This window comes from Catenulispora sp. GP43 (assembly GCF_041260665.1).
Taxonomy (GTDB): Bacteria; Actinomycetota; Actinomycetes; order Streptomycetales; family Catenulisporaceae; genus Catenulispora.
The window spans coordinates 1-15,179 of record NZ_JBGCCT010000034.1 but is presented as its reverse complement, the minus strand read 5'-3'; the positions used below and the strand labels follow the sequence as shown (position 1 = coordinate 15,179).

The following is a 15,179-nucleotide window of genomic DNA, read 5'->3' as shown; positions in this document are numbered from 1 at the left end:
GAACCACGACCAAGAAAGAGGGCCCTGTATGGTCCCCGAAGACGAAGACCTTGCCAGCACGATTGAGACCGGATGGCATCAGGCCGTCGTGTCCTTCCCGGGTCGCAACGGCGTGCCCCCGGAGGCCGCTGCCGTGCTGCTGCAGGAACTGGCCGACCAGCGGTTCTGGTTCATGCGCAAGCTGGGCAAGCTCCGGCTGCGTACCGAAAAGCCCATCGACCAGCTGCTGGACAAACTCGTCGCCGATGGGTTCGCATCTGGATGGCTCTCGAGCATCTACGAGCCGGAGTTCGTCGCATTCGGCGGCCTGGAGGGAATGGACGTCGCGCACGATCTCTTCTGCGCCGATAGCCCCGCAGCGCTCGCAGACACCAGACGTGCTGTATCTCGGGAACGCTGCGTTTTGTTGATCTCCAGCATGCTCCGAGCGGCCGGCTTGGACCGCTTCGAGGTCGGCGACGTCTGGGCGAAGCTCGCGGCAGAACGCCCACAGCCGGAACTGTCGCAACTGCCCAGCGGGCAGCGGCGAATCGCTGCGGTCGCTGCGATGAGACGCCTGATGAACACCGACGCGGCAAAGATCGAGGACGCCGACCAGGGCTGGGCCGATCGAGTCACCGCGTTCGAAACCGCCGGTCGGCGTCTTGCCCGGCTGAACAGCGACGGCCTGCTGACCCGAGGACTGCGTGCCGTCCTGGCCCACCATCTGATCTTCACACTCAACCGAGGCGAGATCGGCGTCACCGAGCAGGCCGCTGCCGCGTGGCTGGCCCAGGACGTCATCTTCGCGGACGGGCAACCGGTGTCTACCCGCCGGTTTGTCCCCGGCGCGCCTAGTGTCGGGCAGATGGAGACCACTGCTACCGCCACCCCCACCGCTGACCCCGCTGAGCTGCGCGAAGCCCTGGTGAACAGCCTCACCGATTCCCAGTGGCTGCGAACCCCAGCCATCATCGACGCTTTCCGCAGTGTCGAGCGCCAGGTCTTCATTCCCGACGTCAGTCCCGAGCAGGCGTACAAGGACGACGCGGTGTCGGTGAAGAAGGACGACGCCGGTGTGATGCTCTCGTGTATCTCCCAGCCGACGATCGTCGCCACCCAACTTGAACAATTGGACGCCCGCCCCGGCCAGAAGGTCTTCGAGGCTGGCGCGGCCACCGGGTACAACGCTGCCCTGCTGGGATATCTCGTGGGCGAGGCTGGCCATGTGTGGACCGTGGATGTCGACGAGGACTTGGTCGACGGTGCCCGAGATCACCTTGCCGCAGCCGGCGTGTCAAACGTGACCGTCTTGCTTGCCGACGGGGCGGCCGGCCTCCCGGAGCAGGCACCGTTCGACCGCATCCAATTCACCGTGGGCACCGCCGACTTGCCGACAACGGTTCTCGACCAGCTGGCCGCTGATGGACGCATCGTGATCCCGATGCGGATCCGCGGCAGTGTCTCGCGTTCGTTCGCGCTGGAACGCGACGGCGATGTCTGGAAGTCGGTGTCTTCAGAGATGGCAACGTTCGTCCCGCTGCGCAAGGGCGCGATGGACGATGAGCAGGACATGACGCCGCTCGAGGGCCCCGGCGACGTTCGGATCGAGACGTTCCCCGAGCAGGACATCGATCTCAACGCGCTCCGCGCCGTCCTGGATCAACCAGCTCGCAAGGCCGACACTGCTGTGAAGATCCGGCCGGGCTTCGCGTGGGAGTGGCTGTATCTATGGCTGGCATGCGAGCTGACCAACGGCCTGTCCCGGATGCCCGGCCGCCGCCCGGGGTTCACCCCGCACTTTTCCTGGGGTTCCATGGCCGCGCTGGAGAAGGACTCCCTGGCCTACCTGACCCTTCACGAAGGCACCGACGACGGTGGAGTCTTCTGGGAGATCGGTGTCATCGGGCACGGCCCGGATGCCGGACCCCTTACTGACCAGGTCGTCGACTCGATCCGTGGCTGGGACCGCCACGGCGGCAACAGCGCTCCTGCCCCGACCTTCCGAATGGCCACTGGCGCAGCCCGCGAGCAGTTCGCCACCACAGGTGCACGATTCGTCATCGACAAGCCCGCCACGCGTATCGCGGTGGACTGGCCCTAGGAAGCACCGATGAACCCTGCGATAGCAAGCCGGTTCCCCCTGGTGTGCCGGCCACGGCCTCTCGGGCTGCCGCTGGACAAACGCATCGCATTACTCGCCGAGCCAGAAGTCGCTGAGGGCGCGAGCCACCACGAACATGTGGCTCGCGCCAGCTCGGTCATCAACCTCGCCTCACTGATCGCCTCCGATGTGGGGCTGCACGACATGGCCTGGGATATGTGCCGCAGGCACTACCAGTTCTTTGCCGAGGCAGAACATCTCGACAACCCGCTCACCGCGGTCATGGCAACGCAGCCGCTGGTGAACATAGCCAGACTCATGACTCGCGGCGGCGACGGCCGGCAAGCCTACGACGTCCTTGTGTGCCTCTACGAAGCCGCACAGCGGTGCTCCACGGCTGAAGTCCGCGGATGGAGGGTCAACGTAGCCGCGATCATCCGCAGCCGTGAAGGGCATCGCAAGGTCACCGCAGAGCTTTGGGCGGCACTGTTGACCGACGGCACACATGCGCTCTCACGTTGCGTCCCGTGGGCGCAGGTTGCAGCATCAGCGGCCAAATACAGGGGCGTCGGACAGCGGCTGTGGGACGGCCGTCAGGCGACGGTCCTGGCGCTCCTGGAACGTGGACTACCCACAGAAGCTCGCACCGTGGTCGAGGACAGCCAGATCATTGATGCCCCGGAAAAGGCCGTCGCCGCAGTCCTAGGGACGTTCTGTGACCTGGAGGGCAGCAGAGACTCTGACCACATCAACGTCGCCCTTGGTGAGGCGCTGACCCTCATCGAGCTCGACGAGCCGCCTACTGCTGTTTTCAGAACCCGACTGGCTCTCACAGCGCTCGCGCTCGCAGACGCTGCCGGACGGACACCGAAACTCCACGGTCGACTCCGAAAGGCCGTTCTGGAAACTGCTCGTACCGACGCCTATGCAGCACGAGCCGCGTGCGCGGCATTTGGGGACCAGGCACAGAAGGAACTGCGCTCCGTCATCATCAACGCCGGGTTCGGTCTGGCCGTGATGACCCCCGACCTGGAGAACAAGATGCTGGCCAGCGTGGCTGCGGCCGAAGACCGTCTGCACCAATTACTCGGTGCCCGCGGCGCCTGAGCGCCAACGAACGCCTCCCTTAAACCATTTCACCAGCTAGGAGCCGGAGATTCGCCATGCCAAAAACCAGCGAGAAGGTGCCCGAGTGGATCGGATCTACTCCTCATCAACGGTGGCGTAAGCCGCGTACAGCTACCGCAGAACCAGGTCGGAACCGCCGATGACGCTGCGAGTCGACTATGCGACGGAACGCACCCTCGCACAGATCATGGGCGCTTTACGATCCGCGCGTTTGGACTCCGGGCTCTCTCAGACGGCGCTGTCGTCCGGCCTGCCGGTCAGAGGCCGAGCGATCTCCGAGTGGGAGACCGGGGGCATCGAGCCGACCATGGACCACTTGATTCTGTGGTCTCTCAAGCTCCACCGACGTCTGGTAATCGTCGGCCGAGCCGGCGAGCTGCTCAACAGGCCGATCCGCCAGCGTCCCGGCGAATCGTGGGTTGTCTACGAGCGGCGCCGGCTTGCTACGCCGTTGAAAAATCGTCGCGTGGCCTTGGGACTGACTCAAGAGAAACTCGGTGAGGTTGTTGGCGTCAGCAAGGACTCGGTCTCGCGCTGGGAGCTGGCCCGTGTGCCTATGCGGCCGATCGCGCTGATCGTTTGGGCCCAGAAGCTGGAGTACTCCGTCGCCCTGTGGCCGACGCTCGAGCGGCGTGGCCCCGGTAGGTCTTCATAACGAAGTACCCGGTGCCACGAGGTGAGGGGGTCAGGACCCGCCTTGGTATGGGCGCCTCGGACCTGTTCACGGCGGCTATCGCCAACGAATACGGCTGCGCACTACCCCGGCTACGGAACCCGCTCACAGATCCTCGGATTCACCCGATCCGGTCGATGAAGGGCTTCTACGTCATCAAGGCCTTGAACTTCATGGGGAACCGAGCGTCCATGGTTATGCGCGGCCCGGTCAACCGCATTCGCACCGCACAGGCCGGGCCGCGCACACTGCCTGACGCTTTGTACAGAAGGGATTTCCGATGACGACCACCACGCTGGCCAAGCCGCAGCCGACCGACGCCCGAGCCGCTAAGTTCGGCGCTTTCGTCACCCATCCCCGGGCAACAGCCGCCGCCGAGTTGGCAAACGAGAAGCCGCACCGTATCCATCACGCCTCCGCACTGGCTCCGGCCACCCGCGAAGCCTGAGTACATCCGACCCGAAGGCCCGCGCTTCCGATGCGGTTGCGAGGAAGGAACTGATCCATGCCGAACCGACTCGCTCCGATAGTCCCAGTCAGCCTGGCCCAGGCCGAGCAGCGTGCGACTGTATGCCGCGAGGAGACAAGCTCTCTCACGCTCTCACTGCTGCCCGCTTCACCGCGCTGGGCGCGACGGCACGCTGCGGAAATGCTTCAGCGGTGGAACCTGCCCGATGTCGAGTGGGCCGTCTGCCAGGTGGTCTCCGAGCTGGTGACGAACGCCGTCGCTGCTGCTTGGCATGACGGCGCAGAGCGTGTTCGCATCGTACGGCTCACCCTGCGCCTGCTTCCTCGCAGGTTGTATGTGGAGGTCTTCGACGCTGTTCCCCAGCTACCCAAAGCTCGCGAACCTTCGGACGAAGACGAAGCCGGACGTGGGCTGTGCATCGTCGCCGCACTCGCCGACGCGGTCGAAGTTCGACGCGAGCGGACAGGCGGGAAGACCGTATCGGCGGCGTTTGATCTCCCGGCGGGCCATGGCGCCGCCGCCGGCGCGGTGCTCACAGTCCCAAACATGGCGGCGCCAGTCGGCGAAGAACTTTGATGAAGACCGATAGTCGGCGAGCATGAAGACCGCGTCGCCGATGCCCGGGGCACTGCCCTTCGCCGGACCGCACTGGCCTGATGCACGCCGCGACCGCCGACCGCACGTGCCAACACCTGCGCGCGAGGTCTCTGAGGATTGGCCAGCGGGGCGCTGAAGACACGCCTAGGCGCCCTCTCCCCACGCACCTAGAGCCCGCCGAAGACAAGAGCCAGAATGGGTCGACAGGTGTCGGCGACTGGAGGGGTGGCATTATGAACGACAAGGTGGAAGCGGGTCTGCGTTTCCTCAGAGACAACCCGGGGACGCCGTATTCGGTGCGGGAGATTGAGGAGAAGACAGGGCTTGACCCCAAGACCCTCGCTTCCCGCTTCAACAAGTTGGTGCGGGAGCGTCAGGGCGGCATCGTCCGGGCAGACGCCAAATACGGCACCAACAAGCGCGTCTATCGCGGATTCATGTACGCGGGGGACTGACGCTCAGCGGCAGGCCGCCCGCTAACGTGCGCGGCTTCGCGTATCGCCGTACTACTTGGTCTTGCTAGCGGACTGCTCCTGCTGCTTCCAGTCGTCCTCATGTAGCCACAGGACGTCTAGGCCGGCACGTTCGCAGCGGAGTTGTAGCCCCATGTCCCGAGTTACGACGGTTACGGGCCGTCCAGTGATCTCCTTGACGAACACGCCGAAGTCCCGGATCTCGTCGTCCGTGGCGGCGGCGCGGCTACGGCCGAGGTCGTCACGTGGGATCTCCAGCGTCAGTGTCATGCCGTCGGTGGTAGTGAGCGTTGCGGACACGTCGGGGTTGAGGCCTTTTCGGTGTCCGTACAGGCTTCGAATGGCTGCGGCGGCCTTCCGTCGCATCGTGTCGCCGCCTTCGAACTTCTTGCGGTCTAGCTCGTCGATGACGGCGAGCGGCACGAGGACCCGCAGTATCTCGTGGGCGGGCATGCCGTTCTTCTTCTGCCACTGGATCTGCTCTAGCGGGTACGCGTGCATGAGGGTATTGGTGTCGATGATAAGGATCTTGCCGCCACCGTTGGCGAACGTCTCCAGCTTCTGGACATCCTCCCGGGTATGCTCCAGCCGCTCCATTTGGAGCCGGCGCTCATGGTCAGCAGCGTTGTTGGCCGGACCGATCCTGGTGACCTCGACTCTCTGACGTCGTTCGAACTCGTCTTGCTCTTGCTCGTCCGATGTCGAGAAGCGCCCGAACTCTGGGCCTGGGAGGGTGGTATGCGCGACTCCCAGTAGATGCCAGTAGCGGGGGGTGAACAGCGTCTCGGCGACCCATTGGCGGTCGAACGCGTTACCCAGATGAGCTTCTACATCCGATACCGCTGTGACATACGTAGCTGCCGGGGATGACGGGAAGAAGCCGACGGAGTTGGAGAGCTTGGTCAGCGCCTCGTCTAGCGCGCTAAGCGCCTGCTGGGGCGTAGAGCCGCGTCTGAGTAGGAACGTCATGCCGAGACAGTCGCATACCCAGGCGAGAACAATCCAGCCGTTATGAGACGCCATTAGGTGACGAGTGTGTCAGCGCTCAGTGGTCGTATAGGGCCTGCCTGCCGACGCAGGGAATCTGAGGGTCACAGCACTCTGAATCAGCAGAGGCTGCCACCCTGTCACAGTGGACCGAAAGACGCCCCGGGGCGGGGCTTGTCGGTGGTGTAGTGGGCACAGTTCCAGCACGGGCCGCCGACTGCCGAAATCGGTTTGCCGCACTGCGTACCGTGCAGGCATCGACAGTTGCGACCAGGATCTCAGCGTAATCGGTGAGCCTGTCGCCTTCGACGGTGCGGGATCTGGCAGCGTTGGCTTCGACGGCGTCGTCGAGGCCCGTCGTTCGTAGGTCGCGGCGTTGGCGGTGCTCGGCGGTGTGCCGATCGCACCGCACGGCTATCCGACGCGATTAGCCCCTTGGCTCGTCAGACGGTTGGCGAGTTCGTACATGTTGTGGTCTGGCTCGTCGTCGAGCGCGGCGAGTCGCACCTCCAGAAGCCGCAGGGTCGTCCACATCTCGGCCTGTCGGCCGAGGAGCGCCTGAATCTGCATGATCTTGGCGTAGAGCTCCTGGTTGCAGTCTGCGTCGGCGACCGCGCGCTCCAGGATGTGCAGGGCGAACTCGGGGCGCGAGTCGACCGTGAGATCGGCTAGGCGGGCGCAGGCGTCGCTGAAGCGGCGTGACTCGGCTTCACGGTCGATGATCAGCCAGTCGGCGTAGATGCCGCTGGCGACTTGGCCGCGGTAGCTGTCCACGGCGGCTTCGAGCGCTGCGCTGCGATCAACTTCGGCGCGGGCGCGGTTCGCGGCGTCGAGGTGCTTGGTGAAAACGGCGAGGTCGGTGCCGATGTCAGCGGGGTCGAGCAGGTAGCGGGTGCCGCGGCTGGCGATGTACATCTTCTTCGCGTCGCCGGTGGCGGTTCGGATGCGGGTCCTGGCGTGGTAGACGGTGGAGCGGAACGTCTCGGGACTGCCGTTATTGCTGCCATCCGGGTTCGTCCATAAGGCGGCGATGATCTCGTCGCGGGAGGTTCCGGCCGGGTGCAGGGCGAGGAACGTCAGGATCGATGTTTCCTTATTGTTCAGCACGACCTCACGGCCGTCGACGGTGACAGTGACCGGGCCCAGGACGTTAACGACCACTCGTGGGAGGAGGGGGAACCTTGTGACTTCGGTGTGTTGCGTGGGAACGGTGGCCAGGCGAGGTCTGGTGTCTTCGGTTCGCTTGTCGTCCTGGGAATCCGACTCAGCGACTGGTTCCGTGATCGCTTCGTGTGATGGCGCAGGTCCTTCGTCTTCTTCTGTGGCGACTGTGGGATCGAGCTGAGCCAGCAGGGCTCCGGCCTCGGTGCCGGAAAGCGCGAACGCCGACACATCGTTGAGGCACTCGTCATCGCAGCGAGTGTGTCCTTCTTCGTCGATCTCAGCCGTGGTCCCGGCTTCCCACGGGCCGAGCAGGATTGCGTGCAGGTCGAACGTCCGACCTACTTCCAGTAATGCCGCCAAGCGGGCGGTGGTGGCGAGTTCGGGGCTTGCGATCAGGACGAGTGGCTCCAGCGCCTGCTCTGCGTAGTAGCGTCGGACGCTCGCGGCGTCGGGTACTCCGAGTGCGGACAGGACCCGGCGGCGGTCCAGGTATTCGGCCTCCAGCCTGTCGATGGCCTCGTCTAGATCGGCCGTGACGTCCACGCGGGGAACAGCCGGTAACCCGCCATCCAACAACAGCGTGAGGTCCGACGATGGGATAAGGACGCGCATGTGATCCAGGCTGGCGAGGGGTCCACCATTCGCCAGGAGGCCGACCAGAAGCGCGCGAGCCGCTTTAGATGCGCCGGGCCCGGTCAGGCCGAGACCCGCATGGGCGCGTAGATCCAGGCCGATCTCGCGGTCGCCGTCGATACCGAATGACAACGATCCCGAGGCGGTGAACTCCGCATAGGAGGTGGGGATGCTCGGTCCTGTCAGCCCTGAATGAAAGCCAGCATCTGGTGTGGCGACGGTCGCTTCGCGTGTGTACATGGCGACCTGCCCAGGCGCTAGCACGTCGAGCCCGGACAGATATGGGTCGTCATCCGCGGGATCGAGATCTCCATCTTGGAAGTAGCCGAGCGCCGGCGGGGCCAACGTCGCCAGATGCGCACGCTCGATCGCGATGACGGGCTCGGGAATCAATGGCTGGGCTGTGTCCATCGGGATGGGCCAGCGTGCGGTCATGCGGATCCGGCGGCGCTTGCGGGCTAAGGCGATCGCTGCGGCGAGGGCGCTGGCAAGGCCGATACCGACCATTCCGCCCTCCGGAAGGTTGACGAACGACCGGTCACGATGTGCCTTCGGTCGTGCGACGACCTCGCGTGCGCGGGACTTCGAGCCTGAACCGCTGATGGTGCGGGTGGTCCGCGCCCCTGGGGCCGACGAAGACAGTGAGGCCGACGTGCCAGCGGCTGCTTCGGACTCAGCCGGGGTGACCGGCAGCGAGGTGGCTTCGGGGCCCTGGGGCAACGTGTGGACCGGAGCCTCGGGCGCGGCTTCAACTACCGCTTTGTCTTCCGGCAGCGTCAGGACCCAGCCGGGAATGATCACGTTGGGGTCCGACAGCCGTTGTCCGTCGCTCTGGAGCGTGGCGCTGTTGAGGTCATAGATCTCGCGCCAGCGCTGGGCGTCGTCGAGGCGGCGCGCAGCAATATCCCACAGCGTATCGCCGTCGGTGACGGTGTACGTCGACACGACGACTGCAGTCTTCGCCGCCGGCGCGGTGGGAACGGCCGGGACCGTGATGTTGACGGAGGGTTTGGCCGGGGCGGAGAAGTCAGCGGTGGCTGCCGCGGGGGTTCGGGATGTGGCTACGGACCACGCCAGGGCGGTCAACAGTACTGCCACCAGCGACGCGGCGGGCCCAGTTCGCCGACGACGAACGGCCGGCGCAGTGTCGCGTGCGATCGCGGTGGCGTCGGCGAGTGCACCTGGGATTTGAACGACGAGTTGTCGGACGAACGCCGCCCAGTAGCACCAGCCGACGATCCCGAGCAGGTCCAATACAAAGTGAACCCGGTCGATACGCCACACTGCCAGCCAAGGCCCTGCCTGGCTCAGCGACGTCGGCAGTGGCCGGGGGAACGGGATGCCGAGCGATGCGGCTAGGAACCACGGGACTCCGCCGACGACTACGAACAGCAGCGCCAGCGCAAGCAACCCACGGACCGCGCGGGTCAAGGTTCTCATGATCTGCTCGCATCCGAGGTGACAGGGTGTGCGGTCGCGTGTCCAGCGACGTGGATCACGTCCAACCCACCGAGGTTCAGCAACTGGGTTCGGTAGTCGGCGGTCACGCTGACACTCACCGAGTCGGCCGAGACCGTCACCGTGTAATGGTCGCCGGTTGCTGCGAGGTATCTCTCTGCGGCGTTCCTGGCGCGTACCGGATCCGGGACTGCGTGACCGGTTTGGCGGTAAGCCAATACATCCAGGGCATCGGCTCCGGCCCGTGCGGCTTCGCTGGCCTCGCCCAGCACCCGGTCCTTGGTAGATAGGGCCGCGCCGCCGTCAAGCACCAGTCCGGACGCGAGGAGGAGCACTGGAACCAGAAGCACTGCCAGCACGGTCACGGCGTGCTCCGGAACGGGTCGATCGGACTCACCGAAGAGGCAGTCAAAGTCTGGGTGCCAGGTACCAGTCCGGTGATGTCCTCCAGCGAGATGTGGCAGGAGATCGTGACTCGTACTACCCCGCCGGGTTTGAACCCGGTGGTGTCGACTTTCACCTCCCGCCGGTTGCAGGCGGCGCCCGCCGGCATGGTGGCGGCGGTCCGTTGGCCGGCGGCCCGCGCTTGATCAAGGCTTGTCGCGATGGAGGCGGCGCGGGAGGCTGCGTGCGCGGTGGTGTTGACGTCAATCGCGGCCATGGCCAGCCGCCCGACGAGTACGACGAACAACATCACCAGTAACAGCAACGGGGCGATGAGCACCAGTTCGACGATGCTGGAGCCCTCGTCCCGTCGCAGAGATCTCAAGGCTCTGCTCACGTCCCGTTCCCGATCGTCTCAGTCGGTGCCGTGACGGTGACGTGCACCGGAAGGTCCAGGAACGGCACGATCTGCTCGGCGTATCCGCTCACTTGAATACGGACCTCGCGGTTCCCCCGCTGCACCGTCACCCGTCCGTCGTGCAGGGTGCTCCTGTCGAACTCGGCCAGATAGTGCTCGGCCGCGGCCTGCCCGGCTGCCTGGGTACCGCCTTGGACCCGCGCCGCCTCCAGTCCTTGGGACGCGGCCAGGTGTGCGATCTGCTCGGCATGGAAGTAGAGCACGAAGGCGAACGTGCCAAAAATGAGCAGCCCCATCACCGGGATCGCGAACACCGTCTGGACCGTGGCGGAGCCGACGTCACCACGCGGTCGGCATAGCCGCGACCGCATCAGAAGTGGATGCTCTCGGCCTTGCCCATGATCTTTGAGGTGAGCAGGGCGCCGACTCCGACCGCGATCACGACGACGATCGCGATCATGATGATGGTGTCCGAGGACACGCTGCCGCGGTCATCTGTCCGCAGGTCGTGGACAAGTTCACGCAGGCTCCGCGGGCGCTGGCCGCAGGTGAGCAGGGTCCAGGCGCGTGAGGTCAGGTCGGTCATCCGGGAGATCATGGGTGGTGCTTCCTTTGCTGGTTGAGAGGGTGAAGCCGGGGTCAGTTGAGCCCGGCGAGGACTTTCACCACCGACGGGAAGCCGATGGCGATCATGAAGGCGAAGAACATCAGCCCGATTGGCACGCCGGTGCGCTCAGTCGCCGCCTCGGCGGCTGCCTGAACGTCGGCGAGCTGACGGGCGCGTAAGACCTGCGCCTTTGCCCCGAGCGCGTCTTTGATACGAGCTCCCTCAGAGCCGGTCAGCGACAGCGACGCAGCCAGCTGTGCCAGGTCGGGGGAGTCCAGCTCGTCGGCGAGTCGCCCGAAGACTGCGGGGATCGGGGTGCGCGTGAGCTCCGCCTCTGCCAGGGCGGCGCGCAGCTTGGTGAACGTCGGCCCGTCGCCGATCGCAGCCGCATCGTTGAGCGACTGTTCGACCCCGCCCCCGGCCGCAAAGGAGGAGCCAGCCAACTCCAGGAACATCGCCAAGGCGGCCCGGGTCTCGGCGCTGGCGATCTTCGCGGCGGTAGCGGTGCTCATTACCGGTGTCCAGAACAGCACCCCGGCCGCCATTGTCGCCCCGAGAACCAGAAGTGTGCCGGGGATACGTAGGCCGAGGGCGTTGAACCAGAGGTCGGAGACCGGTGCAAGGATCAGTCCGGTTGTGCCGGTCGCGGCCTGCTGGGCGAGCAGGTCCTCCGGACCGCGGCCGAGGATTAGTAGGTCGCGGCGGGTTCTCGCAGTGGGCAGTCCAATTCGGGTCAACAGCGGGACGGCTCGGCGGCCGGCCCGCGCTGACCAGCAGCTGGCAGGCTCCTGCGGCGTGGGAAGCGGCTTGGCGACTGCCGTCACAGCCGACAGGCGTGCCAGCACTGAGGCGGCTCGCGGTGCGGGGGGTCGCAGGCCGATCAGCAAGAGCCACAGCCCAGCGCCGATCCCGGTTCCGATCAGGACGGCTACCATGCCGCCACCTCCTGCCTGGCTGCCGCGACGGCCGCCAGGTGCGTGAGGACGCGTGGTTCGGGCTCCGGGTGCAGGATCTTGTCCATCCAGCGCAGCGCCACGCCGAACACGCCGGCGGCGACGGCGAGCACGACCTGCCCAAGGAGGCTGTCGTAGGGGTCCATGAATGGCGGATTGCCGAACATCAGCACGCCGAACAGCGCCAGCACGACACAGATCGTGACTCGGACTGATGTGCGGGGCTTTGCCTGCGAGGCGACAGCGCGGCGCCGAATCGACGCCTGTTCTCGCGCGGACGCCGCGACGGCGTTCAGCACCGCCGCAGTGTTCCCCGACTGCTTTCGGGACGCGATGATCAGACATCCCGCGACCACATCGGCGTGCCGATCGGCGACCTGGTCGGCCCACTGCGCAATCGCTTCCGCCAGCGGCATACCTTCGTCGATCCACTCCGCGAGAAGCCCACAGGGCTCTGTGATCGGCTCCGGGGCCAGCGGCGCAACGGCCAGCACAGACTGCTGCAATCCGGCGGCGGCCGACAACGTGTCGCGGAGCATCTCAGCGAAGGTGGCCACCGCGTCCGAGAGCTCGATCGCATGCTTCGACACCTTGTCAGGCCCGAGGATTCGCGGCAGGTGCCACAGTGCCAGGAACCCGATAACGGCCATCGTCGGCCAGCCGGTCCACGCCACCAGGGCCGCAGCGCCCGCCGCGCACGCCGCGACCCGCGGCGTCTGTCCGGTCAGCCGCCTGGGATCCAGGCGCGTGGCCAGCGACGTCCACCTGGACGGCGCCCCGGGCGTGACTTCCGGCCCCGGCCGCAGGCCTTTGCAGATGGCGAGCAAGCCGATGGCGATCCCGGCGCCGAAGAGCCCGCCAAGCAGCTGCGTGCCGTTCACCGACTCGGCCTCTCGTGCGTGCGCGAGGCGAACGGGTCATACCCTGCTCTGGTCAGACGCTCGGCCAGGGAAGTCGACGGCGGTGTCGCACGCACTCCACGACCGTCCGGCCCCGGCTGATACAGCCGGTTGGTGAGGATCTGGTCGCCGTCGAACTTGGTGACCTCTGCGACCTCCCGCACTACGCGACGGCCATCCGGGAGCTCCGCGACGTGGACCACCAAATCGATGCCGTGAGCCACGAGCCGCGCCACAGCCTCGGCCGGGGCATGTTCCGGCGACAGAAGCGCATAGGTGATCAAACGATCGAATGCCGCAGCGGCCGATTCCGCATGCACAGTGCTTAAGGAGCCATTGTTGCCCTGGCTCATGGACAGCAGCATCGGCAAGGTCTCGGAACCGCGGACCTCACCGACGATCACACGGTCAGCGGAGAGGCGAAGCTGGGCACGGACAAGGTCGGCTGCGATGATCCGCCCTTTTCCTTCAGCGTTGGCCTCTCGCGACTGCAGCGCATCCACCAGCGGCCGCTCGGCGTCCAATCCGAGCTCGAACGCATCTTCAATGGTGACCAGCTTTTCGCGGGGGTCGATCTCAGTCGCAAGAGCGCGGACCAGCGTAGTCTTGCCGGCCCCCACGCCACCGGCGACCAAAATATTGCACCGAGCCCGGACAGCGGCGGCCAGGAAGTCTCGCAGATCCGCATCGAGCGTCCCGAGCCTCACCAGCTCATGGGTGTCGATTTGGCGGTGGAGATGTCTTCGGATGGTCACACTGGGACGCTTGTTGACGGCCATGACCGCCGTCATCCGCGACCCGTCCGGCAGCGCGATCGACAGAATGGGAGATTCGCGATCGAACCTCCGCTCCTCGATCCCGCTTCTCGCGGCGATCGTCCGCACCAGGTCGATCAGCTCAGCGTCGCTCGCCGCCACCGGCCACGCACCACGTTCGCGGCGCTTGCCGGGGTACTTCACATACACGACGTCGTGGCCGAGGATGTCGATGTCCTCGACGGCCATCTCCAGATAAGGCTGAAGGCCGCCGAGCCCGAGAAGGCGGTCGGTGACCGACCTGGTCACCAGTTCGGTAATCTCCCGCCGCGGCGACGGCAGCCCCGAAGCCAGCGCCACGGCTACCTCTGCCTGTAGCTCCTGCGCGCACAGTCGTTCTACGGCCGCGCGCCGGTTCGCTGGGTCCCATGAGTCCTGTTCGGACTCAGCGACGAGGCGCGCTGCGACACGTTCGCCGACCCGCGTCGCCATGCCTGTATCGACCGTCCCTGTCACGCCACCGCCTCCGACGCTCCGGCGGCCGTCTTCCGCTGCGCGTGGCCGGTGATGCCCAGCGCGATGTGCTGTACCGAGCGGGCATAGGCGGCCCGACGGCTGCGGACGAACAGTCCCGTCTCTGGTGCCTCCGGAAGTCGCCCGGCCACTTCGACCCCGAGCGTGCGGCTCATCTCCTCGGCGTCGTAGCCAGCCCCGCGCAACACCACGCGCACTCGGCTTCCGATCGACTGCAACGACTTGATCGCCGCGTTCAGCGGTCCGACCATCTCCGGCAATGGACGCACCACCAGCAACACCTCATCGGCGACGACCAACGTCGGAGAGAGCTGTCCCGCATCAAGGCGTCCGCAATCAAATACGAGGACCGTGTCCGGATCCTCGGCCGCCCGTTCCAGCAAACCGTCCGCCACGGCCAAATCGGTGACCGCCGCCCGCACCCCAGCAGGATCGGTAGGCGCGACCACCACCGGCAGGCCGCCGGGAAGCTGTTGCGTGTGGTCGCCGATCCGCACGTCCCGCACCGACGAGTACACCGCCGCCGCGAGCGTCGTCAGCGACGGCGAGGGCGACAGGCCGAACCGCCCGGCGAGCGTCCCGCCGGCGGCATCGGCTTCGATGAGCGTGGGCGAGGCGCCACTCGGCCACAGCGCTGTCAGAGTCATCGCCAGCCGGGTCGCTCCAGGTGCGCCTTTCACCGACGCTACTGAGACCAGCATCAGGACCCGCTCCCGGTGCCGGGAGCCAACACGATTACTGACACCGGGTTGCTTCCGGCTTGGCCGATCCGCAGCGCCGAGGCATCATCCGTCAGCAACGACACGTCGACCGAGCCGGCCTCCTGAGCTTCCTTCACCGATACCACCGTCGCCGTCATCGTCTTCGACCTCGGCTTTCGCCGTTTTCGCAGGCGTGATGGGTTGCCCCTGATCGGGCGGTTTGCAGTGGTTGCGGGCTGAGCGCCCCGGCGACGAGAGAAGCA

The 15,179-nt window shown here is 66.1% G+C and carries 17 protein-coding genes; 6 read left to right on the top strand and 11 right to left on the bottom strand.

Features of this window, described 5'->3' with window-relative positions; all coding sequences use genetic code 11:
• Nucleotides 1-28 precede the first annotated feature (28 nt).
• The 6 genes from fxlM (at nt 29) to ABH926_RS43710 (ending at nt 5,405) form a co-directional block, all read left to right on the top strand.
• On the top strand, nt 29-2,083 hold the full coding sequence (gene fxlM / locus ABH926_RS43735) for a methyltransferase, FxLD system (protein WP_370372643.1): 2,055 nt from the start codon (nt 29-31) through the stop codon (nt 2,081-2,083).
• Nucleotides 2,084-2,092: 9 nt separating this feature from the next.
• Complete coding sequence (locus tag ABH926_RS43730; protein WP_370372641.1) at nt 2,093-3,190, top strand: hypothetical protein; 1,098 nt, start codon at nt 2,093-2,095, stop codon at nt 3,188-3,190.
• Nucleotides 3,191-3,350: 160 nt separating this feature from the next.
• Nucleotides 3,351-3,866 carry a helix-turn-helix transcriptional regulator gene (locus tag ABH926_RS43725; protein WP_370372639.1) on the top strand — a complete coding sequence of 172 codons (516 nt, stop codon included), beginning with the start codon at nt 3,351-3,353 and terminating at the stop codon, nt 3,864-3,866.
• A gap of 298 nt (nt 3,867-4,164) precedes the next feature.
• Complete coding sequence (locus ABH926_RS43720) at nt 4,165-4,332, top strand: hypothetical protein (RefSeq protein WP_370372637.1); 168 nt, start codon at nt 4,165-4,167, stop codon at nt 4,330-4,332.
• Between the two features lie 57 nt (nt 4,333-4,389).
• Nucleotides 4,390-4,929, top strand: coding sequence for an ATP-binding protein (locus tag ABH926_RS43715; RefSeq protein ID WP_370372635.1), 540 nt, complete (start codon nt 4,390-4,392; stop codon nt 4,927-4,929).
• A gap of 254 nt (nt 4,930-5,183) precedes the next feature.
• Nucleotides 5,184-5,405, top strand: coding sequence for a hypothetical protein (locus tag ABH926_RS43710; protein WP_370372633.1), 222 nt, complete (start codon nt 5,184-5,186; stop codon nt 5,403-5,405).
• A 51-nt stretch (nt 5,406-5,456) separates the two neighbouring features.
• Here the strand turns inward: ABH926_RS43710 and ABH926_RS43705 are convergent, their stop codons facing one another.
• The 11 genes from ABH926_RS43705 to ABH926_RS43655 all read right to left on the bottom strand — a co-directional run bounded on the left by ABH926_RS43705 (nt 5,457) and on the right by ABH926_RS43655 (nt 15,053).
• Nucleotides 5,457-6,392, bottom strand: coding sequence for a PIN domain-containing protein (locus ABH926_RS43705; RefSeq protein WP_370372631.1), 936 nt, complete (start codon nt 6,390-6,392; stop codon nt 5,457-5,459).
• Nucleotides 6,393-6,824: 432 nt separating this feature from the next.
• Complete coding sequence (locus ABH926_RS43700) at nt 6,825-9,638, bottom strand: BTAD domain-containing putative transcriptional regulator (RefSeq protein ID WP_370372629.1); 2,814 nt, start codon at nt 9,636-9,638, stop codon at nt 6,825-6,827.
• A 5-nt stretch (nt 9,639-9,643) separates the two neighbouring features.
• The gene (locus tag ABH926_RS43695) at nt 9,644-10,030 is read right to left on the bottom strand and encodes a pilus assembly protein TadG-related protein (protein ID WP_370372627.1); all 387 of its coding nucleotides are present in this window, start codon (nt 10,028-10,030) and stop codon (nt 9,644-9,646) included.
• Complete coding sequence (locus ABH926_RS43690; RefSeq protein WP_370372625.1) at nt 10,027-10,446, bottom strand: TadE/TadG family type IV pilus assembly protein; 420 nt, start codon at nt 10,444-10,446, stop codon at nt 10,027-10,029. The genes ABH926_RS43695 and ABH926_RS43690 overlap by 4 nt, the downstream gene beginning before the upstream one ends.
• Nucleotides 10,443-10,838 (bottom strand): TadE family protein, encoded by a 396-nt coding sequence (locus ABH926_RS43685; RefSeq protein ID WP_370372623.1) that lies wholly within the window; start codon nt 10,836-10,838, stop codon nt 10,443-10,445. Before ABH926_RS43685 ends, ABH926_RS43690 begins: the two co-directional genes overlap by 4 nt.
• A complete protein-coding gene (locus tag ABH926_RS43680) occupies nt 10,838-11,053 on the bottom strand; it encodes a hypothetical protein (protein ID WP_370372620.1) in 216 nt (71 codons plus the stop codon). Before ABH926_RS43680 ends, ABH926_RS43685 begins: the two co-directional genes overlap by 1 nt.
• A gap of 53 nt (nt 11,054-11,106) precedes the next feature.
• A complete protein-coding gene (locus tag ABH926_RS43675) occupies nt 11,107-12,009 on the bottom strand; it encodes a type II secretion system F family protein (RefSeq protein ID WP_370372618.1) in 903 nt (300 codons plus the stop codon).
• Nucleotides 12,003-12,908 (bottom strand): type II secretion system F family protein, encoded by a 906-nt coding sequence (locus tag ABH926_RS43670; RefSeq protein ID WP_370372616.1) that lies wholly within the window; start codon nt 12,906-12,908, stop codon nt 12,003-12,005. The genes ABH926_RS43675 and ABH926_RS43670 overlap by 7 nt, the downstream gene beginning before the upstream one ends.
• The gene (locus ABH926_RS43665) at nt 12,905-14,197 is read right to left on the bottom strand and encodes a CpaF family protein (RefSeq protein ID WP_370372614.1); all 1,293 of its coding nucleotides are present in this window, start codon (nt 14,195-14,197) and stop codon (nt 12,905-12,907) included. The genes ABH926_RS43670 and ABH926_RS43665 overlap by 4 nt, the downstream gene beginning before the upstream one ends.
• Nucleotides 14,194-14,862 (bottom strand): hypothetical protein, encoded by a 669-nt coding sequence (locus tag ABH926_RS43660; protein ID WP_370372612.1) that lies wholly within the window; start codon nt 14,860-14,862, stop codon nt 14,194-14,196. The genes ABH926_RS43665 and ABH926_RS43660 overlap by 4 nt, the downstream gene beginning before the upstream one ends.
• 53 nt (nt 14,863-14,915) lie before the next feature.
• Nucleotides 14,916-15,053, bottom strand: coding sequence for a hypothetical protein (locus ABH926_RS43655; RefSeq protein WP_370372610.1), 138 nt, complete (start codon nt 15,051-15,053; stop codon nt 14,916-14,918).
• Nucleotides 15,054-15,179: the final 126 nt, after the last annotated feature.